This window comes from Acinetobacter sp. KH_038 (assembly GCF_057839405.1).
In genome coordinates this window covers 1297834-1317500 of sequence record NZ_CM174489.1, presented here as the reverse complement: position 1 = coordinate 1317500, position 19667 = coordinate 1297834, and the positions used below count along the sequence as shown (strand labels likewise).

The window sequence follows — 19667 nt, the reverse complement described above, 5'->3', positions numbered from 1 at the left end:
CACACTGAATATTCATAAGAGCTGAAACCTGCTGTTTTGCGGACTAATTCATTATTCTGCTAATAATGGTTGAATACAGCACCAATGCAACCACCAAGAGTACCAGTGCAATTGCAAATTTACTCAACCCTGCTTCTGCTTCAGGTGGATGCAGGCGATCTTCATCGGCAATTCGAACCAGCTCGCCATTATAAAGTTTATAAAACTGCTCACGCTGGTTGACATCTAGCGCACGGGTAAAGTCGTAGACTTCCTTGCGTTGTGCCAACCCATAGTCACCGAGATGCGTAGATTTACTAAATATAGCGTCATCCAGTTTTTTGCGATGCAAATGTGCAAGTTCCATGACCTGACCGGCAGTCGGTGGCATATCAAAGTTCACACCATCTAAAGTTCTTGTCATCATGGCTTTCTCCTTATTGTTTGATATCCACTTACAATTTATCTTAATAATATTTATAAGTGTGTATAGTTTAATCAGTTAAACTATAACTGAAGTAAACGAATAAACTCAAATAGTTGACTTTTCCATTATTTTGTAATATTAGTTTAACAATACTAATTTATATTTGTATTTAGACTGATTAGTCTGTCCTGTAATCATAATTAAAATTAAGGAGTTTTTATATGATACAACAACTCTCTCAACACGATCTGGAACATCTGTATGCAGATGCCGTAAACACCATTCAATCACAAATGAACTTTGTCGATGCGGTGAAACAGCTTGAAGATGCAGCTCGTGCAGGTCATGGTAAAGCGGCGCTTTTTTTAGCAGAACTTTATTATCAAGGCTTCCGTGTAGAACGGGATTCACTCAAAGCGCAGTACTGGCAAAACATGGCCACCCTGCAAGCATGATGAAACGTCACCTAGGTGGCGTTTTTTTCCGCTCTTTTTTCGATAAATAGCAATAAATACATATTCTCTTACGAAATCTTGCAAAGCTGAAACAGTAATTTCATACAAAGTTCCTAGAATAGAGCCAGACACTTAATTGCACTTTATTCTAATGAAACCACGAAAAATTATTCAAATTGATCCGATCTGTAAAGAGTCTCTTTTCAAGATCACCATGCTGAAATCCCTAAGGAATTGTGGCGAGCTATGGGGCGCATATCATCAAGGCTGGGCCATGATGCGCGATCAGGAAGACTGTATTTTTCCTTTTTGGCTGAATCCACTGGATGCCAAAAACTACGCCAAGCAGCATTGGCCGGATTATATCCCGCGTAAAATCAACTCTGAAGATTTTGAAAATGCATTATTGCCGACCCTGTCACGACTGAATGTTACGCCAGCCCTGTGTAATACCAATGGCACCAGACTCAAACTGACTGCCGCACAAATGCGTCATCTATTTTTTTCTGAACAAAGACTGCACATTGCTTAAATAACATGTTATTTATAAAGACTAAAACCTAAACACTTAGAGATGTTCAGGTTGAATGCATACTCTAGGATTAATAATAAATTGACCGTAAGGATGATTAAGCATGACCAATGTGGCACAGGTGCTCAATGAAAAAATGCATCAAGCTATTTATACCATCCGTCCAGATTCTACAGTTCTAGAAGCCATCACCTTGATGGCCGACAAAGGAATCGGGGCACTTGTGGTAACCCATGAAGACAATGTAGTCGGTATTCTGTCAGAGCGAGATTACACCCGTAAAATTGCCCTGATGCAAAGAACCTCATTCGACACCACGGTTAACGAGATCATGACCTCTAAAGTGATTACCGTAAACACATCTACCACCGTAGAAGACTGTTTATCGCTGATGACTGAACGTCACCTGCGACACCTGCCAGTAGTAGAGAATGAAAAACTGATCGGTTTGATTTCAATCGGAGATCTGGTCAAGGCAGCAATGGATGATCAACGCAAACTCATTGAACAGCTGCAGCAGTATATTTCAGGTTAAAACCATCTCTGGCTTTCTTTCCAATATTTGAAGCGCATTTAAATAACTGAAGATCAAGCTTCGATTGAATGTATAAAAATCCCGGTATATAGCCGGGATTTTTTATATTCGTGTTTTGGGTAAAATCAGTTTAGACCTAATTTTTCTGCCACATAATCCGAGTCTTTATCCCCACGACCAGAAAGATTGACCACGATCTTGACTTCTTTTGGCAATTTACCTGCTTCACGAATTGCCCAGGCCACTGCATGCGAACTCTCTAAAGCCGGCACAATGCCTTCTACACGCGACAAGGTCATGAAAGCATCCAGACATTCCTGATCGGAGGCGGTGGTGTATTCGACCCGGCCCAAATCCTTAAGCAGACTATGTTGCGGCCCCACACCAGGATAATCCAGGCCAGAAGCAATCGAATGTACCGGTAAAGGTTCACCCTGCTCATCTTCCAGCACATAACAGGCCATACCATGCAATTGACTTGGTTTACCCAACGTTAATGTCGCCGAATGCATATCGGTGTCCAGGCCATGACCTCCCGGCTCTACGCCCACCAGTTTTACTTCCGGTTCATTTAAAAATGCGGTAAATGCACCCACTGCATTGGAACCACCGCCAACACAGGCCACCACATAGTCCGGGTTTGCACCAAAACGGTCATTACTTTGCACTTTAATTTCATCACCGATAATGGACTGGAAATCACGCACCATCATCGGAAATGGATGCGGCCCCACCACCGAACCAATGGCATAGATATAATTTTTCGGGTCTTTTAAGTATTCTTCAAATGCACTATCAACTGCATCTTTCAGGGTTGCTGTACCACGTGTCACAGAGATCAGGCGCGCACCCAGAATCTTCATTTTTACGACGTTTGGATGCTCTTTTTCAATATCCACCTGCCCCATGTGAATTTCACATGGAATACCGACCAAGGCACAGGCCGTTGCCAATGCGACACCGTGCTGACCCGCACCAGTTTCTGCAATAACTTTGGTCTTGCCCATGTATTTGGCCAGCAAAGCCTCACCCAGACAATGATTGATCTTGTGTGCACCTGTATGATTTAAATCTTCACGTTTCAGATAAATCTGTGCGCCGCCTAACTGATCTGACAGACGCTTGGCATGAAATAAAGGACTTGGACGGCCGACATAGTTGGCAAACAGGTCTTTAAGCTCGTTCTGGAATTCTGGAGTATGACGGATTTCCTGATAAGCGACATTGATATCGCCCATCGCCTGTTTTAGATCGGGCGGAATAAACTGACCGCCATATTGACCAAAAAAGCCTTCCTCATTGGGTAAAGCAATACCATTAATTTGATGAGCCATAATAATTCCTGAACTTTGGAATGTACAACAAGTGACTTTATCCTAAAATAATGTGGTTAACCCACTCACAAAGATAGATAAAGCCACTAACAGAAAAATAAAATTAACGCGCGAGATATTTGATCATGTCTTCAATACCTTTCAGGGTCATTGGAAACATGTGATCTTCAAAAATTTGTTTAATCAAACCAATGCTATGCGTGTAATGCCAATAATTTTCTTCTTCGGGATTCAGCCATGCGGTTTTATCAAAATGCTGTCGCAGACGCTGTAGCCAGACCTGTCCTGCCTCATCATTCATATATTCAACCGAGCCACCGACCGAGGTGATTTCATAAGGCGCCATACTGGCATCACCGACCACAATTACCCGATAATCACGACCATAGGTATTGAGTAAATCCCAGGTATTCATGCGCGAACTAGAACGACGGATATTGTCTTTCCAGACATAGTCATACAGACAGTTATGGAAATAAAAATAATCTAAGGTTTTAAATTCGGTTTTGGCTGCGCTAAACAGTTTTTCACACTGGGCAATATGCGAATCCATGGAACCGCCGACATCAAACAGCATTAGTACTTTAATACGGTTACGGCGCTCAGGCACCAGCTGTACATCCAAAATACCCTGCTTGGCCGTTTCCCGAATCGTGCCGTCAATATCCAGCTCTTCGGCTGCTCCCTGACGGGCAAATTTACGCAAACGGCGCAATGCCATTTGCATCTGACGGCTACCCAGAATCTGCTCATCATCCAAATTGCGATACTGGCGCTGCTCCCAGACTTTTACCGCAGAACGCTTACGTCCCGGCCCGCCAATGCGTACCCCTTCCGGATGATCACCAAAGGCACCAAAAGGCGAAGTCCCGCCAGTACCAATCATCTTGTTACCGCCCTGATGTTTTTTATGCTGTTCACGCAGACGCTCTTCCAGCATTTTCATCAGTTCTTCCAGTGATCCGGCTCTTTTCAGCTCTTCGCGCTGTTCAGGCGTTAGGTGCTTTTCAAGCAGTTCAAGATCGAACCAGTCTTTAGGTAGCTTATGCACCTGTTTCAGCAGTTCATCCAGATCGAAAGTCTGAATGCCATCAAAATAATCTTTCATGGCACGATCGAACTTGTCGAAATAGCGCTCGTCCTTGACCATCACCGTTCTAGCCAGCTGATAGAACTCATTCTGATCGGCAAACACCAGACCAGCCGCAACAGCCTGATTCAGGTCAATCAGCTCACGGGTCGATACCGGTACGCCGTACTTGCGTAAGGTATAAAACAGTCGCACAAACATGCGTGTTTCTCCCTTTAACGACGCGACATAAAGGCTAGGCGTTCAAGCAACTGTACATCTTGCTCATTTTTAATTAATGCGCCATACAAAGGTGGAATCGCTTTGGATTTGTCGGTATTACGCAGAATGTCTTCCGGCATGTCGTCGGCCATCAGCAGGCTAAGCCAGTCAATCAGTTCAGAGGTTGAAGGTGGTTTTTTTAAACCGGGAATCTGGCGTAATTTAAAGAAGACCTGTAAAGCTTCATTCACCAATGTGGCAGAGATATTCTCGAAATGCACATCGATGATTTCGCGCATGGTGGCTTCATCCGGGAATTCGATATAGTGGAAGAAACAACGGCGCAGGAATGCATCTGGCAATTCTTTCTCATTATTTGAGGTAATGATGACAATTGGACGCTGGGTTGCAGTAATGGTCTCGCCAGTCTCGTAAACATAGAACGACATTTTATCGAGTTCATGCAACAAGTCATTTGGAAACTCGATATCGGCCTTGTCAATTTCATCAATCAGCAGAACACAGCGCTCTTCGCTGGTAAAGGCTTCCCACAGCTTACCCGGCTTGATGTAGTTCTTGATGTCATAGACACGGTCATCACCCAGCTGGCTGTCACGCAGGCGCGACACGGCATCATATTCATACAGACCTTGCTGTGCCTTGGTCGTCGACTTGATGTGCCAGGTGATCAGCTTCAAGCCCAGGCTTTCTGCCACCTGTTCGGCCAATAAGGTTTTTCCTGTACCAGGTTCACCTTTGACCAGTAACGGTTTTTGTAAACTACGCGCGGCTTTAACTGCCAGTTTTAAACTGTCAGTCGCAATGTACTGAGCCGTACCTGAAAATTGTTGATGATCAGCAGACATGATTTAACCTTATTTTTTTGCTTACAGCGGTGAACTTTTCTTGTGAACACGAATATTGCCCTTGTTCGACACATAGGTCGACCAGCAATAGCCAATCACAGAACCAATCCCGATGACAAACAAAATAAGTGACGCATTAATCCAAATCAGTGGTGATTCTTTGGTCAATACCCCAAACAGCAAGCCAAAGATCGCTGGTGCGATAGAGGCATTCGGCCCTTCCGACACCGTCGGTGTCAGCAGAATAGCCAAACCCACAATCCACAAAAAACCACCCATCGGTTTAGGCAGGCGTCTGGTCACGCCGTACCAGCACCATAAAGCAATCAGACTGCCAAGCAGATATACCGCAACAGCAATACTCTGTTCAGGAATTGAGTCTAAGACAGCGACATAACCATTCATTTCACAACTCCTGAATTAATATTAAGCGCCACGCAAGCCTTCTGGAGCGACTGCATTCGGATCGATCAAGCCTTCTGGCGGCATTTGCAGGAAGAAACCGCGGGTAGCAATAGAATCCATCACATGCAAGACATTGGCACGTGCCAGTTTACGCGATTCGCTCAGTTCAAGATGCATGACAAAAGTCGCACGTCCAAATGCGGCTTGTACAGGTTCAGACAATACACTTAAGGGCTCGAATGTTTCAGCTTCGCTTTCATCCGCAGGACGCGCCACATACAGATACATTTCACTTTTTTTGCTGGATTTGTAGATAGACACTTGCATGTTTGAAACGACTTTTCTGGAAAAACATCCGCAAGGATACATCAAAAAAAAGCCAGAAACATTAGCCACATCTTATGCATCAGTCGTGATTTTGTATAATTGTTCTATCTTTAACCAATCCTGCTGACAATCACTCGCTGACTTTCATCTGGGTCGATAAATAAGATTCATCCTGATGCAGCACCTGAATCAGTGGCTGGGTTAATAATTCATAGCGCCAGCCCAGCAGGTAATCCGGCAGATCCTGCTCATCCTTATGAAAGACTACATGCTGGTACAAGGCATTCAGCCATTTTTTACGCATCAGCACTTCTTTCGGAATTGAAGTTTCATTGACCACGTCCTGAATAATCGCATCAATTTTTTCGCCGATATCTTTAGAGGAATGACGGATTGGGCGTGCCAAACGAAGCGGCCAGCTTTCTGGCTCCGGCAGGAACTTCAACAGATCCAGAATGGTTTTGCCATGTTCACGGACGATATTCGCACGGATATCTTTCACCTGGCTCAGCTGGAAATTATTGCGCGGGAACTTTTCGACCAGATCGATCATGCTGGCATTTTTCAGGATAAAGCTGCGCGGCTGATTCAGCGCTCTGGCAATCTGATCACGCCAGACCATCAATTGTTGCAATTGCATCAGCTGACGGCGTGAATGCCGGTAATTGCCGACATCCTGATACAACAAGGCTGTCGGGGTATCTTCGCCAATTTCCTGGGTCAGGAAACGACAGTCTTGCAGAGCGAAATCGAGCAGGTATTTGGTATCCAGATCCTGCTTGATTTTGTCGGACAGTTGCACCAGATAATGCACATCATTGGCCGCATAAAGTAACTGTTCGGAGCTTAATGGACGTGCCAGCCAGTTAGAGCGGGTCTGGTCTTTTTCGATATCCACTTCCAGCATCTGCTTCAACGCATTCTGATAACTGACTTGCAGACCATGCCCCAGGAAAGACATGCCCACCTGGGTATCAAACACATTGGTCAGCGATTTCTTCTGGGTATAGTGATAAATCAGGTCAATATCTTCACTACAGGCATGAAAAATATTCTGTTGCGCATTAAAAATTTTATTGAGAAACTCGCTCAGATCCAGCGTGGTTCCATCCAGCAAATAGACCTTGTTGTCTACATTGATCTGAAACACACCCAGCTTAGGCCACAAGGTATCGACCTTGATGAATTCGGTATCCAGGCCATAGACCGAGCTCTGATCCATCAGGCTGAGTACATGATTTAAGTCGTGCTGATGTTGAATAAATTGAAACATAAAGACTGAGTCTAAAATTAGATTCTCGATAAATACATATTAACCGATCTATAGAATTTTTGTATAAAAAATAACGCTTATTAGCACTAATTTTGGCTAAAAAACCCATCACACGCCACATTTAAAATTTAAAGTAATATATTTTTTATATTAAAACTAACAAGATTTTTAAGTTTAACTTACTTCATCCGCATCCGGTTATGCACTGCCTGACTCAAGGTATGGCTATCGACATATTCCAGCTCGCCACCCTGCGGTACGCCTTGCGCAATTCGGGTCATCTGGATCGGCAAATGCTTGCTGGCTTCAACCAGATAATGCGCGGTGGCCTGACCTTCGACTGTGGCATTGGTGGCCAGAATGACTTCCTTCACCTGACCACTGGCCAGACGGTGCAGCAAATACGGAATACCAATTTCTTCAGGGCCAATTCCGTCGAGCGGTGACAAATGCCCACCCAGCACGTGGTATTTCCCCCTGAAACTGCCACTTTGTTCAATCGCCATGACATCCGCAGGTGATTCCACCACACAGAGCAACTCATCATCCCGATCCAGTGAGGTACAGATATTGCATACTTCATCTTCAGTCAAGGAATGACAGACAGAACACTCATGAATATAGTTGGTGGCCTCAGTCAAGGCATGCGCCAGACCAATTGCACCTTCACGGTTTTTCATGATCATATGCAAAGCCATACGTTGAGCCGATTTCGGCCCAACGCTTGGCAAAATGCGTAATGCTTGAACCAGTTGATCAAAACGATCACTAAACATTGCGCATTCTTCCTTAGAACATACCTGCCAGACCCGGTGGTAAACCCATGCCAGAGTTTGCCGCTTTCATTCTTTCATCAGAGACCAATTCTGCCTGACGCGCAGCATCATTCATTGCAGCTGCAATCAGGTCTTCGATCATGTCTGGATCATCCTGCAGTAATTCAGGGTTGATTTCGATACGCTTCACCACATTTCGGCAAGTCATGGTGACTTTCACCAAACCACCACCTGCTTCAGCATGCACTTCAGTTTGCGCAAGCTCTTCTTTGGCTTTTTTTACGTTGTTTTCAACTTCTTTCTGCATGCGCTGAGCTTGCTGCATTAACATGTTAATGTTCATAAATATCTCCGAACATAAATTTATAAAATTAGATAAGATCTAAACCATGAGTAATATCACGGATAATATCACCAATCTCTTCCAAACCAACAGAAACACGAATTAAACCTTCGCAAATACCTGCAGCTTCCTTGGCTTCAGGCGACAACTTGCCATGTGTCGTGGTTGCCGGATGGGTAATGGTTGATTTCGCATCGCCCAGATTGCCGGTAATCGAGATAAACCGGGTATTATCAATCACGGTCCAGGCGCCTTCACGACCACCCTTCACTTCAAAAGACACAATACCGCCAAAACCTGTCTGCTGTTTGACTGCCAGTTCATGACCAACATGCTCAGGTAAACCGGCATAATAAACTTTTTCTACTTTTGGATGCTGGTTCAAGAATTCAGCCAGTTGCTGTGCATTTGCTGAATGTTCACGCATACGCAAACGTAGGGTTTCCAAGCCTTTCAGAAAAATCCAAGCATTGAATGGGCTCATTGATGGACCTGTGGTACGTACATAGCCAAAGATTTCTTCGAGCAGCTTGTGACTACCCACCACAGCGCCACCCAAGGCACGGCCCTGACCATCCAGATATTTAGTCGCAGAATACACCACCAGGTCTGCACCAAATTTGAGTGGTTGTTGTAACACTGGTGTACAGAAGCTGTTGTCAATTGCCAGCAAGGCCGCATTGGCATGGGCAATATCAGCCAGTGCCTGAATGTCGGCCACTTCTGCAAGTGGATTTGATGGAGATTCAACAAACAGTAATCTGGTTTCAGGCTTGATGGCATTTTTCCAGGTAGCAAGATCGGTCAAATCGACGAAATCAACGCTGACACCAAATTTTGCGACATATTTTTCAAATAACGATACGGTTGAACCAAAGACAGCACGCGAGCAGATCACATGATCGCCTGCTTTCAGAAAAGCCATGGTCACTGCCATAATGGCCGCCATACCTGAACTGGTGGCTACGGCGCGCTCTGCACCTTCAAGTGCAGCAAGACGTTTTTCAAACATGGCAACAGTCGGGTTGGTAAAGCGAGAATAGATATTGCCCGGTTCTTGACCTGAAAATTTTGCGGCAGCTTCTGCGGCATTTTCATAAACAAATGACGATGTTAGAAAAATAGGTTCAGCATGCTCACCCTCAAAGCTACGGGTATGACCTGTACGGATAGCTAAAGTTTCTAATTGATATGAAGTATCGTCTTGCTGGCTCATCGCTTTACCTCAGCCCTAAGGCTGCCTTTTGTAAAAAATTGCCAACATTTTGAGCGCCTATGCTATTTCAGGTCAAGGCATAATAAGCAATTATTGCTTAGGCTTCGATCAATCCTTTCCCGGATACGGATATTTTATTTACATGATTCAGTTAAAACGAAACTTTCAGCGCCAGCAAAAAAAATTGAAACATCTCAGTGCGCGGATGTTTAATGCCTCCTCGCTGATCCTGTCGCAAAAAACACCTTTTAAATATATTAGCGGCAACGAGTTTTGCAAGATTCGCTATTACGCCTCACCCCAGAAGAAATACAAGGAACCGTTGGTGTTTGTGGCACCCCTCGCCATTAATATGGATATTTACGATCTGTATCCTTATCGCTCTCTGGTCAAGCATTTTCAGCATAGCGGTTTTGATGTCTATTTGGTGGAATGGAAACGCTTTAGCTATAAGCATCGTCATTTAAACTTTTTGTCGTTTATTGATGCCGCCATTCCTCAATCGATTGAAAGAATCTGTCAGCATTCCGGGAGCCAGTTCATTTCCCTGCACGGCTGGAGTATGGCCGGGATATTTGTCACCCTGTATACCGCCTTGCATTCACCTGAACATGTCAAAAATCTGATTGTGGTTGGCAGCCCGATTGACAGTTATGCTTCAGGACGTGTCGGCAAACTGTTTTCAACCACCAACAAACTGATTGCTAAAAACAAGAACCTGCAACAGGCCATTCATCAGGGGCATATTCCCAAACAGTATATTCATACTCCCGGCATCGTGAATGCACTGGGCTTTAAATTGCTCGATCCAATCGGCTGGTTTAAAAGCCAGAAGCAGTTTTTGCTGAATCTGGATCATGTCGAAGATGTCTATGAACATGCCACCATGGGCAACTTCCTGAATAAGATGATTGATTATCCTGGCGGGGTGAATCAGGACATGGTACTGAATTTATGGCTGCAGAATCCCTTAAAAAATGGCTCGATGACCTTAAATGGTCGTGTCGTTGATCTTAAAAATATCAGTTGCTCACTCTTGGTCGGTGCCGGCCAAAGCGATCAGATTGTGACAGAAAACTCTTCTAAGCCTTTGATGGAATTGACAAGTAGCCAGGATAAGATGTTTACTCTGATCCCGGGCGGTCATCTTGGCCTGATGTCCAATCAGAAAACCGCAAATACGTTCTGGCCTAAAATGACGACCTGGCTGGCACAGCGCTCGACACGTCTTGATGCCTAGCTCATCTTTGGCCGGCATCACCAAAAATATTAAAGTTTAATCCTATATTCAGAGGGTACAGCATGATTCAGTCAGTGGCATTTATCGGCTTAGGGGCAATGGGTTATCGCATGGCCGCACATTTACCCAAGCACTTTGATAGCGTCTATGTCTGGAATCGCAGCTCGAGCAAAGCAGAGCAGCATGCCGCAGAATATGGCACGCAGGCAGTCACGCTGGAGCAGGCTGCTCAGGCAGATATTATCTTTTCTTGCTTGCCGACCAGTGCCGATGTGGAACAGCTCCTCGCAGACCTGCAACTCAAAGCTGGTTCGATCTGGGTAGACTGCACCAGCGGTGTACCGGAATCCGCACAAAAGCTGGCTGCACAACTGGCTCAACAAGATGTGATTTTCCTGGATGCTCCCGTCAGTGGTCAAACCATTGGGGCTGAAAATGGCACCTTGACGGTAATGGTGGGTGGTGATGCACAAGGTTTTGAAAAAGCCCTTCCCGCGATGCAGGCTTTTGGCAAACTGATTAAACATGTCGGTGAATCTGGCGCGGGTTTTGCAGTGAAAGCGGTAAATAATATGTTAATGGCTGTTAATCTTTGCGCCGTCGCAGAAGGCTTCACCACATTAAAAGCACACGGAGTCAACCTGCATGAAGCCCTGGATTGTATCAATGCGTCCAGTGGTAAAAGCATGGTGACCGAAACCGTATTGCCACAGCGTATTTTAAATCGCAGTTTTCCTGTAACCTTTGCCCTGCCACTCTTGGCCAAGGATACCGGCATCGCAATTGACCTCGCGCGTGAAGCCAAACTTTCTGCACCGGTACTCTCATTAACGCAGAATCTGATTCAGGCAGCCAGCAATCTGTCGGATAAAAACAGTGACTTTTCCAGCGCTGTGAAAATGTATGAATCATGGAGTAATATTACCATTGAGTAATATCTCGCCATTGAATAATGATAACAAAACCTCATATTGTGACTATGAGGCAGGCATATGCAGTGTATAACCCAGAGGAAACTCGCATGAAAAAATTTTCTGTTGCAGCATTGATTGGTATTGCAACTTTGTTCGGGGCTTCAACAACGGTTCTTGCATCTGAACAGGAATGCAAAAAATTAAAGAATGATCATGACGTAATTTATGCGTCTAAAGGCTTCTGTTTTAAAGATCCAGAAGCAAAAGCCAAGTTTGGCAATGACAATTGCTATACAACCAAGCCAAAATTTTCAGAAAAAGAGCAACAACGTCTTGACGTGATCAAAGATCGTCAGAAAGAATTGAACTGTAAATAATTCAATTCGAAAACGCTCAAGGAATGTACTTATGACTTATGATGATCAGAATATTTTTGCACGAATTCTACGCGGTGAGCTTCCTGCGATCAAAGTGTATGAAGATGACCAGGTTCTTGCATTTATGGACATCATGCCACAAGCAGACGGTCATACTCTGGTCGTTCCGAAAGCGCCGGCCATCACTTTACTGGATCTAGATCCTGAAGCTGCGGCCTATACGATTCAAATTGTACAGAAGGTTGCCAAAGCCATTGAAAAAGGTCTGGGCGTTGACGGTATTGTCCTGATGCAGCTATCAGGTGCTGCGGCTGGTCAGACTGTACCGCATATTCATTTTCATTTGGTGCCGACTTCTCTGCATAACCTGGGTAAACATGCGGCACAAATGGGTGATCAGGAAAAAATTAAAGCACTGGCTGAAAAAATCAAAGCCGCACTTTAAGTTTAACTGAACAAAAAAATGGGGTTTCGGCTCCATTTTTTATTCTACTTTGCTTCTCAAACTGTAAAAAAAACACCTTCGTTAAGTCCCAAGCACCCAAATTGTCTTTTTAATACACAAACAAATCGAATAAATAATATTACAAAACTTACAAGATATAACATTTAACAGATTTGAAATATTTCCTTAATCTTACTGTCTTATTTGTAATCGATACTTGGCACCAATAGAGCGGTACATGTTTCAAGACATGACTGAAACTTGTTTTAAGACGATGAATAAAAAAGTCTTTATTGGAGCAACACATGAAAAAAACGTTATCTGCATTAGCAATTGGGGCAACAATTTTAACACCAGTCATGGCAGCTGCTGCTGACGTTAAAATTTATGGTCGTGCACACGTTTCTTTAGATTATCTGGATGATGGTAAAGACTATAATGAGGTGGCTTTATCATCGAACTCGTCACGCTTGGGCTTTAAAGCTGAAAAAGAACTAGAAAATGGCATGACGGCTTTTGCTCAAATCGAACAGCAAATCAACTTTTCAAGTGGCTCTGACGACACAGAAGATTCTATCAACTTCTCAACACGTGATACTTTTGTAGGACTTAAAGGTGACTTCGGTCAGGTGAAAGTCGGTCGTTTTGACAGCCCATTTAAAGCAGCTCGTGGCCCTGCAAACTTCTTTGGTGATCAGGTTGGCGACTTACGTAACATCACTCGCGCCTATAACCATCGTTTTGATGAACGTAACCCGAATACGATTGAATATAAATCACCTAAATTTGGTGATGGTTTTACCGCAACAGCAGCTTTGTCTTTACATGACGGCACCATGATCAACAATGATACGACCGAAGAGACCAATGAAAAGTCTCAAGCATATGATCTGGGCCTAAACTACAAAGCAGGCAACTGGGATGTAGCAGCTGCTTATGAGCATTATGCTGAAGATGTCAGCCGAGGAGAACGTGATGGTGTACGTTTAGCGGCTGCCTACAAACTGACTCCAGAATTAAATGTGGGTGCACTTTATCAGTTTACTACTCTTGATGATGGTAACGGTACCAATGCAGATGCCAATGTTTACGGAGTCGGTGCTGAATATAAACTGACTGATAAAAATACTTTGCGTGGCCATGCCTTCCATCGTGACATTGATACTTCTGACGCTAACTCTACCCTGCTGGCACTGGGTTTAGAACATCGTCTTGATAAGCAGTTCCGTATCTATGGCAATCTAGCAGCAATGCTAAATGATGATAATGCCAACCTTACCCCATGGTCACAGGCACGTAGTAACAAAGCTGGTTCAGCTCAAGGTGTAAATGCTGCAGGTGAAACTGCACTTGGACTATCAGTCGGTATGCGTTACGACTTCTAAGCTGAATACCTATTCGCTTAAAGAGAATATCTCTGTAGTTATTATTTATTAAACATGACATACAAAAAGATCCCTAAACGGGATCTTTTTGTTGATGTATTTTATTAAAGAAACAGTATAAGAAAGCCTGTGATCAAGATCGCTTATCAGGCACATCTTTGAATAACCTCCTATAACACTTTCCTTTCAACCCTCTATATAACCGACTAAAACAGTTTGAATAATTTAAACTCATGTTTTAAATCCAACCATTTTAATCAGATTAAAAAACAATCAATTAATATTAACCCAACCAAAACAATCTACATTCAAAGTATAAATATAAGCATTTTAGTCGGGTTTAAAAAACCAGAATGTTACACAAAATAATAAGAAAAATTTAGAATAAATTTTAACTAATAAAAATATATAACTTTTATTATCATGTATTTATAAATATATATTTATTAAAACTGTATTTCCTATTTATTTATTGATTACAATTGATTAATAATAGGTAACAAGTTAAACAACAGGCTTATTCAAATGAGCTTAGTTCCAAAAAATTTAAACCAAAAAGTGGTGAAAGAAATAGCCGCAATTTTAATTATCAAAGTTATTTTGCTTGTGATAATTAAAAACATCTGGTTTGATGCCCCTACGATTCCTAAAAATTTTGACAATCAAGTCGCCGAGCGTATTGCCGGCAATCCTTCCCAAATCCAGGAGACACGTTGATGATTTCTGAAAGCGTGGTCGATCTCTCGCGGTTCCAGTTCGCTATGACCGCGATGTATCACTTTATTTTTGTTCCACTGACTTTAGGTCTGGCTTTTCTGCTTGCCATTATGGAAACCACCTATGTGATTTCCGGCAAAGAAATCTATAAAGACATGACCAAATTCTGGGGAAAACTGTTTGGTATTAACTTTGCCTTGGGGGTTACTACAGGCCTGACCATGGAGTTCCAGTTTGGAACCAACTGGGCCTATTATTCGCATTATGTCGGTGATATTTTTGGTGCACCGCTGGCGATTGAAGGCCTGATGGCTTTCTTCCTGGAATCGACCTTTATTGGCCTGTTCTTCTTTGGCTGGGATCGTCTGTCCAAGGTACAACATCTGGCAGTCACCTGGCTGGTGGCTTTAGGCTCGAACATGTCAGCACTATGGATTCTGGTTGCCAATGGCTGGATGCAAAACCCGGTCGGTTCGGCTTTTAACTATGAAACCATGCGTATGGAAATGGTGGACTTTGCCGCACTGATCTTCAACCCGGTTGCTCAGGTAAAATTTGTGCATACGGTGTCTGCCGGTTATGTCACAGGTGCTATCTTTGTACTGGCCATTTCAAGTTTCTACATGCTGAAAAAACGTGACCTGCCTTTTGCACGCCGTTCTTTTGCCATTGCCGCCATCTTCGGGCTTGCTTCTACACTTTCCGTAATTTTACTCGGTGATGAATCCGGTTATGAGCTGGGCGATGTCCAAAAAACCAAACTGGCAGCAATTGAAGCAGAATGGGATACCCACCCTGCACCGGCATCATTTACTTTGTTCGGTATCCCGAACAAGGAAACCATGACGACAGATTATGCAGTGAAAATTCCTTATGTGATGGGTCTGATTGCTACACGCTCTACGACAGAACAAGTCACAGGTATTAAAGACCTGCTGGTTCAGCATGAAGCGCGTATTCGCAATGGCATGGTGGCATATTCACAACTGGAAAAATTACGTGCTGGTGATCAGTCTCCAGAACTGAAAACTGCTTTTGAAGAAAGCCAAAAAGACTTAGGCTACGGCCTGCTGCTGAAAAAATACACACCAAATGTCGTTGATGCCTCTGATGAGCAAATCAAAGCAGCGGCTAAAGACACTATTCCACACGTACCAAGTCTGTTCTGGGCCTTCCGTGCCATGGTCGGTTCTGGCTTCTTGATGCTACTTCTGTTTGTTCTGGCTACCTTTGCGGTTGCAAAACGCAATGCTGAAAACAAACCTTGGTTATTGAAATTTGCCTTATTTGCACTGCCTTTACCTTGGGTAGCTGCACAAACTGGCTGGTATGTAGCAGAAGTCGGTCGTCAGCCTTGGACGATTGGTGAAGTCTTACCAACTCATCTTTCAGCATCCAGCTTAAGTACTGGCGATGTGTGGGGTTCAATCCTGGCATTGGCAGCCTTCTACACGGTGTTATTGATTATCGAGATGTATCTGATGATCAAATTCTCACGCCTTGGTCCAAGTTCCCTGCATACCGGTAAATACCACTTTGAAAAGCTTGCAGCAGAAAAGGCAAATGGGGAGACTCAAGCATGATCGAATATGAATTACTCAAAATAATTTGGTGGGTGCTAGTCGGCGTATTGCTGATTGGCTTCGCCCTCACCGATGGCTTCGATATGGGCTCTATGGCGATCATGCCATTTGTGGGCAAAAATGATAACGAGCGCCGTGCCGCAATCAATACCATTGCCCCGCACTGGGATGGCAACCAGGTCTGGTTCATTACGGCCGGGGGTGCTTTATTTGCTGCCTGGCCAATGGTTTATGCAACAGCCTTCTCTGGCATGTACTGGGCATTATTACTGGTACTGTTTGCCTTATTCTTACGCCCGGTCGGCTTCGATTACCGCTCTAAACTGGAAAATACCAAATGGCGTACTTCCTGGGACTGGGGCTTGGCCATTGGTGGTGCAGTTCCGGCATTAGTCTTTGGTGTAGCGTTTGGTAATATGTTCCTCGGTGTGCCTTTTACCCTGGATGAAACCGTACGTTCTACCTACACAGGAAGTTTCTTTGCCCTGCTGAATCCATTTGCGATTGTGTGTGGTCTGGTCAGTTTATCGATGCTGTGTGCACATGGTGGTGCATGGCTGATGCTGCGTACTGATGGCGATCTGCGTCGACGTTCTGCCAGAGCGACGCAAATCATGGGACTGGTTTACTTGGTGACCTTCTTAGGTGCAGGTGCCTGGCTGTATTTTGGCGGCATTCAGGGTTATAGCCTGGTGATGCCTTTTGATACCAATGGTGTAGCCAATCCATTAGCCAAAGAAGTCCTGATCAATGCCAACCCAGGCTGGATGAATAACTACTCGGCTTATCCAATCACGATAGCAGCTCCAATTGCCGGCATTCTGGGTGGATTCATCATTGTACTGGCCGCAGGCAAAAACAAGGCTGGCCTCAGCTTCCTGGGCTCATCTCTGGCAGTCATCGGTGCAATCCTGACTGCGGGTTTTGCCCTGTTCCCGTTCCTGATGCCATCTAGTCTGAATCCAACAGTCAGTCTCACCATGTGGGATGCCGTATCCAGTAAAAATACCTTAACCGTGATGACCGTTGCAGCAGGTATCTTTGTTCCACTGATCCTGATCTATACCAGCTGGTGTTACTACAAGATGTGGGCTGTGATTACCAACAAACACATTGAAGATAATTCACACAGCCTGTATTAAGGCGCTGTGCTAAGGAGACAAAATTATGTGGTATTTTGCCTGGATTCTGGGTGTACTGATGGCGTGTTTTGCCAGTGTGATTGCTGCAATTTACATGGAACAACACCAAGATTTAGATGAGGAATAAAACATGACAGATGTTGCGATGGAAACCCGGATTGTTGATCGAAAACCGAATAAATTTGCGATGATGATTTCCTGCCTTCTGGCCTTTCCTCTCGCAGCAGTGTTATTGGTGCATCCAGCTGCAATGCTGGATGCCAACGGTGAATATAGTCATAGTGCCATGATGTATATCATGATTGGCATTTCTGGAGGCTTTGTCCATGGTGTCGGTTTTGCGCCTCGCCACTGGTTCTGGAAATGGCTGTTCAGTCCATTTCTGGCATGGCCGTTAATGATCTGGGGCTATTACACCTGGTTCCTCAGTTAAGTTTTAAGACGATAAGCCCTCAATTGAGGGCTTTTTTATTGACTATATGTTTTGAGCGCGATGCAGCCTGTTTGATAGGTAGTACCTAAGGCGTCAAGTGATTGTTTGAATTGTGCATCCAGAACGCTGACAAACTGCAATTCACTTTGTGCCGCAGCAAGAGCTAAATTCTGTTCAGAGAATTGCTTTTAACTGCTTCAAACCCGTTGTATATTCACACGCCTTGGCAATCATTAAAGATGGATGTTCCATCTGATCGACAGGTGCATTGAGTTGCGCCAACGTTAATTCAAGTGAATCATAATGCTGTTTCACCTGTGCCTTAAATTCATGCTGGCTCAGTGATTAAGCCCCTGCTGAAACCGATAGCACCATCATTTCAAGTACGACGATTAACTTCCTGATACTTTCCCCCAAAATATAAAAATGCATCTTATTAATCTAAGTAATTAAATATGTATAACATAAAGCTGCAGGCAATAAAAAAGCCAGAACCGGTCTGACTTTCAAAATTTGTTGTCCCCATATGCGTTAACGATGGGTATGAATCGACATCACAATGCCCATTCCTGCAAGCATAGAAATCACCGCCGTTCCACCATAACTCATGAGCGGCAATGGATCTCCAGTCACTGGTAAAATCCCGCTTACCATGCCTGAGTTTAAAAATACAAAAAAGAAGAATGTCAGCCCTATCGCCCCGGCATATAAACGCCCAAAGTTATGAAAGCTGTTGAGTCCAATCATCAGACAACGAATAATAATCGCAGTAAATAAACTGAATAGCAGAAACACACCAATAAAACCAAATTCTTCGGCATAAGTCGACATAATAAAATCGGTATGATGCTCGGGCAGATAACCCAAATGGGATTGGGTGCCTTCAGTATAGCCTTTGCCTGTAGAACCACCTGAACCAATGGCAATCTTGGACTGAATGATATTCCAGCCCGCCCCCAAAGCATCCGATTCGGGATCGAATAGCGTGGTAATACGTTTCTTTTGATACTCCTGTAGCACGAACATCCATGCAACCGGTGCTGCCACAGCCACTGCTGCCGCCGCCCCGGCAATCAGACGCCACGACATCCCGCTTAAAAATAAAACAAAAATACCTGGAATTACCAGACCAATGTTTAAGTCAGGCTGGAGTGCCACCAGTACAAAAGGCACACCCAGAATCACCAATGCCCCGACAATATCCAGAAACTTCGGTGGGAAAGGTTTTCTGGCAAAATACCAGGCCATCATCAAGGGCATGGCAAATTTCATCACTTCACTCGGCTGCATACTGCCAATACCCGGCAATGTGATCCAGCGCGTTGCCCCCAAGCGTTTTTCACCAATCACAAACACCAGAAGCAGCATGAATATACCGAAGACATACAGGTATGGGCTGATCGCCTGATAGACTTTCGGCGGCACCTGCGCACAGATAAACAGCAACACAAAACCAATGCCGAAACTGATCGCCTGACGCACCACCATGCCAGAGTCTTCAGAGGTGGCGCTATAGACCACCATCAAACCCAAAATTGCATTCAGGATCAGAAAGCATAACAACCAGGGGTCAAGATGCAACTTGGTCCACCGGGAAGAATCATGCGGGTTAATACTACGTCCATCGCGCAAGGCATGACGTAAAAACCGATACTGCTGTGAAGGTATCATT

General features: G+C 44.2%; 25 protein-coding genes. 13 read left to right on the top strand and 12 right to left on the bottom strand.

Going from position 1 to position 19667, the window contains the following annotated elements; all coding sequences use genetic code 11:
* Positions 1–43: 43 nt before the first annotated feature.
* On the bottom strand, positions 44–403 hold the full coding sequence (locus AC3IT7_RS06210) for a hypothetical protein (RefSeq protein WP_475654380.1): 360 nt from the start codon (positions 401–403) through the stop codon (positions 44–46).
* A gap of 224 nt (positions 404–627) precedes the next feature.
* Between AC3IT7_RS06210 and AC3IT7_RS06205 the strand changes: the two genes are divergently transcribed.
* The 3 genes from AC3IT7_RS06205 (at position 628) to AC3IT7_RS06195 (ending at position 1928) form a co-directional block, all read left to right on the top strand.
* Positions 628–861 carry an SEL1-like repeat protein gene (locus AC3IT7_RS06205; RefSeq protein ID WP_005097069.1) on the top strand — a complete coding sequence of 78 codons (234 nt, stop codon included), beginning with the start codon at positions 628–630 and terminating at the stop codon, positions 859–861.
* A gap of 151 nt (positions 862–1012) precedes the next feature.
* Positions 1013–1393, top strand: a complete 381-nt coding sequence (locus AC3IT7_RS06200) for a DUF2750 domain-containing protein (protein ID WP_005170652.1) — start codon at positions 1013–1015, stop codon at positions 1391–1393.
* Between the two features lie 103 nt (positions 1394–1496).
* Entirely contained in the window at positions 1497–1928 is a 432-nt protein-coding gene (locus AC3IT7_RS06195; protein ID WP_475654372.1) for a CBS domain-containing protein, read from the top strand.
* A 125-nt stretch (positions 1929–2053) separates the two neighbouring features.
* On the opposite strand, the gene trpB is transcribed toward AC3IT7_RS06195, so the two are convergent.
* The 9 genes from trpB to AC3IT7_RS06150 form a co-directional block, all read right to left on the bottom strand.
* A complete protein-coding gene (gene trpB, locus AC3IT7_RS06190; RefSeq protein WP_489249764.1) occupies positions 2054–3262 on the bottom strand; it encodes a tryptophan synthase subunit beta in 1209 nt (402 codons plus the stop codon).
* A 103-nt stretch (positions 3263–3365) separates the two neighbouring features.
* A complete protein-coding gene (locus AC3IT7_RS06185; protein ID WP_489249763.1) occupies positions 3366–4553 on the bottom strand; it encodes a vWA domain-containing protein in 1188 nt (395 codons plus the stop codon).
* 14 nt (positions 4554–4567) lie between these two features.
* The gene (locus AC3IT7_RS06180) at positions 4568–5419 is read right to left on the bottom strand and encodes an AAA family ATPase (protein WP_005097074.1); all 852 of its coding nucleotides are present in this window, start codon (positions 5417–5419) and stop codon (positions 4568–4570) included.
* A 21-nt stretch (positions 5420–5440) separates the two neighbouring features.
* Positions 5441–5824 (bottom strand): hypothetical protein, encoded by a 384-nt coding sequence (locus AC3IT7_RS06175; RefSeq protein ID WP_489249762.1) that lies wholly within the window; start codon positions 5822–5824, stop codon positions 5441–5443.
* A gap of 21 nt (positions 5825–5845) precedes the next feature.
* Complete coding sequence (locus AC3IT7_RS06170) at positions 5846–6151, bottom strand: YcgL domain-containing protein (protein WP_005097076.1); 306 nt, start codon at positions 6149–6151, stop codon at positions 5846–5848.
* Positions 6152–6281: 130 nt separating this feature from the next.
* Entirely contained in the window at positions 6282–7424 is a 1143-nt protein-coding gene (locus tag AC3IT7_RS06165; RefSeq protein WP_489249761.1) for a ribonuclease D, read from the bottom strand.
* A 179-nt stretch (positions 7425–7603) separates the two neighbouring features.
* Positions 7604–8200 carry a recombination mediator RecR gene (recR, locus tag AC3IT7_RS06160; RefSeq protein ID WP_475654366.1) on the bottom strand — a complete coding sequence of 199 codons (597 nt, stop codon included), beginning with the start codon at positions 8198–8200 and terminating at the stop codon, positions 7604–7606.
* Between the two features lie 13 nt (positions 8201–8213).
* Positions 8214–8543 (bottom strand): YbaB/EbfC family nucleoid-associated protein, encoded by a 330-nt coding sequence (locus AC3IT7_RS06155; protein WP_004731251.1) that lies wholly within the window; start codon positions 8541–8543, stop codon positions 8214–8216.
* A 28-nt stretch (positions 8544–8571) separates the two neighbouring features.
* Entirely contained in the window at positions 8572–9759 is a 1188-nt protein-coding gene (locus AC3IT7_RS06150) for an O-succinylhomoserine sulfhydrylase (protein ID WP_489249760.1), read from the bottom strand.
* Between the two features lie 142 nt (positions 9760–9901).
* On the opposite strand from AC3IT7_RS06150, the gene AC3IT7_RS06145 reads away from it, so the two are divergent.
* The 10 genes from AC3IT7_RS06145 (at position 9902) to AC3IT7_RS06100 (ending at position 17995) form a co-directional block, all read left to right on the top strand.
* Entirely contained in the window at positions 9902–10999 is a 1098-nt protein-coding gene (locus AC3IT7_RS06145; protein WP_489249759.1) for an alpha/beta fold hydrolase, read from the top strand.
* Between the two features lie 62 nt (positions 11000–11061).
* A complete protein-coding gene (locus tag AC3IT7_RS06140) occupies positions 11062–11934 on the top strand; it encodes an NAD(P)-dependent oxidoreductase (protein WP_475654363.1) in 873 nt (290 codons plus the stop codon).
* 86 nt (positions 11935–12020) lie between these two features.
* Complete coding sequence (locus AC3IT7_RS06135) at positions 12021–12290, top strand: YARHG domain-containing protein (RefSeq protein WP_411689734.1); 270 nt, start codon at positions 12021–12023, stop codon at positions 12288–12290.
* A gap of 31 nt (positions 12291–12321) precedes the next feature.
* Positions 12322–12735, top strand: a complete 414-nt coding sequence (locus AC3IT7_RS06130) for an HIT family protein (RefSeq protein WP_005170623.1) — start codon at positions 12322–12324, stop codon at positions 12733–12735.
* A 305-nt stretch (positions 12736–13040) separates the two neighbouring features.
* On the top strand, positions 13041–14120 hold the full coding sequence (locus AC3IT7_RS06125) for a porin (RefSeq protein WP_489249758.1): 1080 nt from the start codon (positions 13041–13043) through the stop codon (positions 14118–14120).
* Positions 14121–14645: 525 nt separating this feature from the next.
* Positions 14646–14837: a cytochrome oxidase putative small subunit CydP gene (gene cydP / locus AC3IT7_RS06120; protein WP_489249757.1), complete on the top strand. Its 192-nt coding sequence runs from the start codon at positions 14646–14648 to the stop codon at positions 14835–14837.
* Positions 14837–16420, top strand: coding sequence for a cytochrome ubiquinol oxidase subunit I (locus AC3IT7_RS06115; protein ID WP_489249756.1), 1584 nt, complete (start codon positions 14837–14839; stop codon positions 16418–16420). The genes cydP and AC3IT7_RS06115 overlap by 1 nt, the downstream gene beginning before the upstream one ends.
* Positions 16417–17562 carry a cytochrome d ubiquinol oxidase subunit II gene (gene cydB / locus AC3IT7_RS06110; protein ID WP_489249755.1) on the top strand — a complete coding sequence of 382 codons (1146 nt, stop codon included), beginning with the start codon at positions 16417–16419 and terminating at the stop codon, positions 17560–17562. The genes AC3IT7_RS06115 and cydB overlap by 4 nt, the downstream gene beginning before the upstream one ends.
* Before the next feature lie 25 nt (positions 17563–17587).
* Positions 17588–17689 (top strand): cytochrome bd-I oxidase subunit CydX, encoded by a 102-nt coding sequence (gene cydX / locus AC3IT7_RS06105; protein WP_004278713.1) that lies wholly within the window; start codon positions 17588–17590, stop codon positions 17687–17689.
* Between the two features lie 3 nt (positions 17690–17692).
* Complete coding sequence (locus AC3IT7_RS06100) at positions 17693–17995, top strand: cyd operon YbgE family protein (RefSeq protein WP_489249754.1); 303 nt, start codon at positions 17693–17695, stop codon at positions 17993–17995.
* A 174-nt stretch (positions 17996–18169) separates the two neighbouring features.
* Here AC3IT7_RS06100 and AC3IT7_RS06095 read toward each other — a convergent pair whose 3' ends face one another.
* A complete protein-coding gene (locus AC3IT7_RS06095) occupies positions 18170–18310 on the bottom strand; it encodes a hypothetical protein (RefSeq protein ID WP_489249753.1) in 141 nt (46 codons plus the stop codon).
* 216 nt (positions 18311–18526) lie between these two features.
* On the bottom strand, positions 18527–19666 hold the full coding sequence (rodA, locus tag AC3IT7_RS06090) for a rod shape-determining protein RodA (RefSeq protein ID WP_475654358.1): 1140 nt from the start codon (positions 19664–19666) through the stop codon (positions 18527–18529).
* Position 19667: the final 1 nt, after the last annotated feature.

What these genes read in the sequence shown, in the direction of transcription:
- AC3IT7_RS06210 (WP_475654380.1), bottom strand. Translation starts at nt 403, where the DNA reads ATGACAAGAACTTTAGATGGTGTGAACTTTGATATGCCACCGACTGCC.
- AC3IT7_RS06205 (WP_005097069.1), top strand. Translation starts at nt 628, where the DNA reads ATGATACAACAACTCTCTCAACACGATCTGGAACATCTGTATGCAGAT.
- AC3IT7_RS06200 (WP_005170652.1), top strand. Translation starts at nt 1,013, where the DNA reads ATGAAACCACGAAAAATTATTCAAATTGATCCGATCTGTAAAGAGTCT.
- AC3IT7_RS06195 (WP_475654372.1), top strand. Translation starts at nt 1,497, where the DNA reads ATGACCAATGTGGCACAGGTGCTCAATGAAAAAATGCATCAAGCTATT.
- trpB (WP_489249764.1), bottom strand. Translation starts at nt 3,262, where the DNA reads ATGGCTCATCAAATTAATGGTATTGCTTTACCCAATGAGGAAGGCTTT.
- AC3IT7_RS06185 (WP_489249763.1), bottom strand. Translation starts at nt 4,553, where the DNA reads ATGTTTGTGCGACTGTTTTATACCTTACGCAAGTACGGCGTACCGGTA.
- AC3IT7_RS06180 (WP_005097074.1), bottom strand. Translation starts at nt 5,419, where the DNA reads ATGTCTGCTGATCATCAACAATTTTCAGGTACGGCTCAGTACATTGCG.
- AC3IT7_RS06175 (WP_489249762.1), bottom strand. Translation starts at nt 5,824, where the DNA reads ATGAATGGTTATGTCGCTGTCTTAGACTCAATTCCTGAACAGAGTATT.
- AC3IT7_RS06170 (WP_005097076.1), bottom strand. Translation starts at nt 6,151, where the DNA reads ATGCAAGTGTCTATCTACAAATCCAGCAAAAAAAGTGAAATGTATCTG.
- AC3IT7_RS06165 (WP_489249761.1), bottom strand. Translation starts at nt 7,424, where the DNA reads ATGTTTCAATTTATTCAACATCAGCACGACTTAAATCATGTACTCAGC.
- recR (WP_475654366.1), bottom strand. Translation starts at nt 8,200, where the DNA reads ATGTTTAGTGATCGTTTTGATCAACTGGTTCAAGCATTACGCATTTTG.
- AC3IT7_RS06155 (WP_004731251.1), bottom strand. Translation starts at nt 8,543, where the DNA reads ATGAACATTAACATGTTAATGCAGCAAGCTCAGCGCATGCAGAAAGAA.
- AC3IT7_RS06150 (WP_489249760.1), bottom strand. Translation starts at nt 9,759, where the DNA reads ATGAGCCAGCAAGACGATACTTCATATCAATTAGAAACTTTAGCTATC.
- AC3IT7_RS06145 (WP_489249759.1), top strand. Translation starts at nt 9,902, where the DNA reads ATGATTCAGTTAAAACGAAACTTTCAGCGCCAGCAAAAAAAATTGAAA.
- AC3IT7_RS06140 (WP_475654363.1), top strand. Translation starts at nt 11,062, where the DNA reads ATGATTCAGTCAGTGGCATTTATCGGCTTAGGGGCAATGGGTTATCGC.
- AC3IT7_RS06135 (WP_411689734.1), top strand. Translation starts at nt 12,021, where the DNA reads ATGAAAAAATTTTCTGTTGCAGCATTGATTGGTATTGCAACTTTGTTC.
- AC3IT7_RS06130 (WP_005170623.1), top strand. Translation starts at nt 12,322, where the DNA reads ATGACTTATGATGATCAGAATATTTTTGCACGAATTCTACGCGGTGAG.
- AC3IT7_RS06125 (WP_489249758.1), top strand. Translation starts at nt 13,041, where the DNA reads ATGAAAAAAACGTTATCTGCATTAGCAATTGGGGCAACAATTTTAACA.
- cydP (WP_489249757.1), top strand. Translation starts at nt 14,646, where the DNA reads ATGAGCTTAGTTCCAAAAAATTTAAACCAAAAAGTGGTGAAAGAAATA.
- AC3IT7_RS06115 (WP_489249756.1), top strand. Translation starts at nt 14,837, where the DNA reads ATGATTTCTGAAAGCGTGGTCGATCTCTCGCGGTTCCAGTTCGCTATG.
- cydB (WP_489249755.1), top strand. Translation starts at nt 16,417, where the DNA reads ATGATCGAATATGAATTACTCAAAATAATTTGGTGGGTGCTAGTCGGC.
- cydX (WP_004278713.1), top strand. Translation starts at nt 17,588, where the DNA reads ATGTGGTATTTTGCCTGGATTCTGGGTGTACTGATGGCGTGTTTTGCC.
- AC3IT7_RS06100 (WP_489249754.1), top strand. Translation starts at nt 17,693, where the DNA reads ATGACAGATGTTGCGATGGAAACCCGGATTGTTGATCGAAAACCGAAT.
- rodA (WP_475654358.1), bottom strand. Translation starts at nt 19,666, where the DNA reads ATGATACCTTCACAGCAGTATCGGTTTTTACGTCATGCCTTGCGCGAT.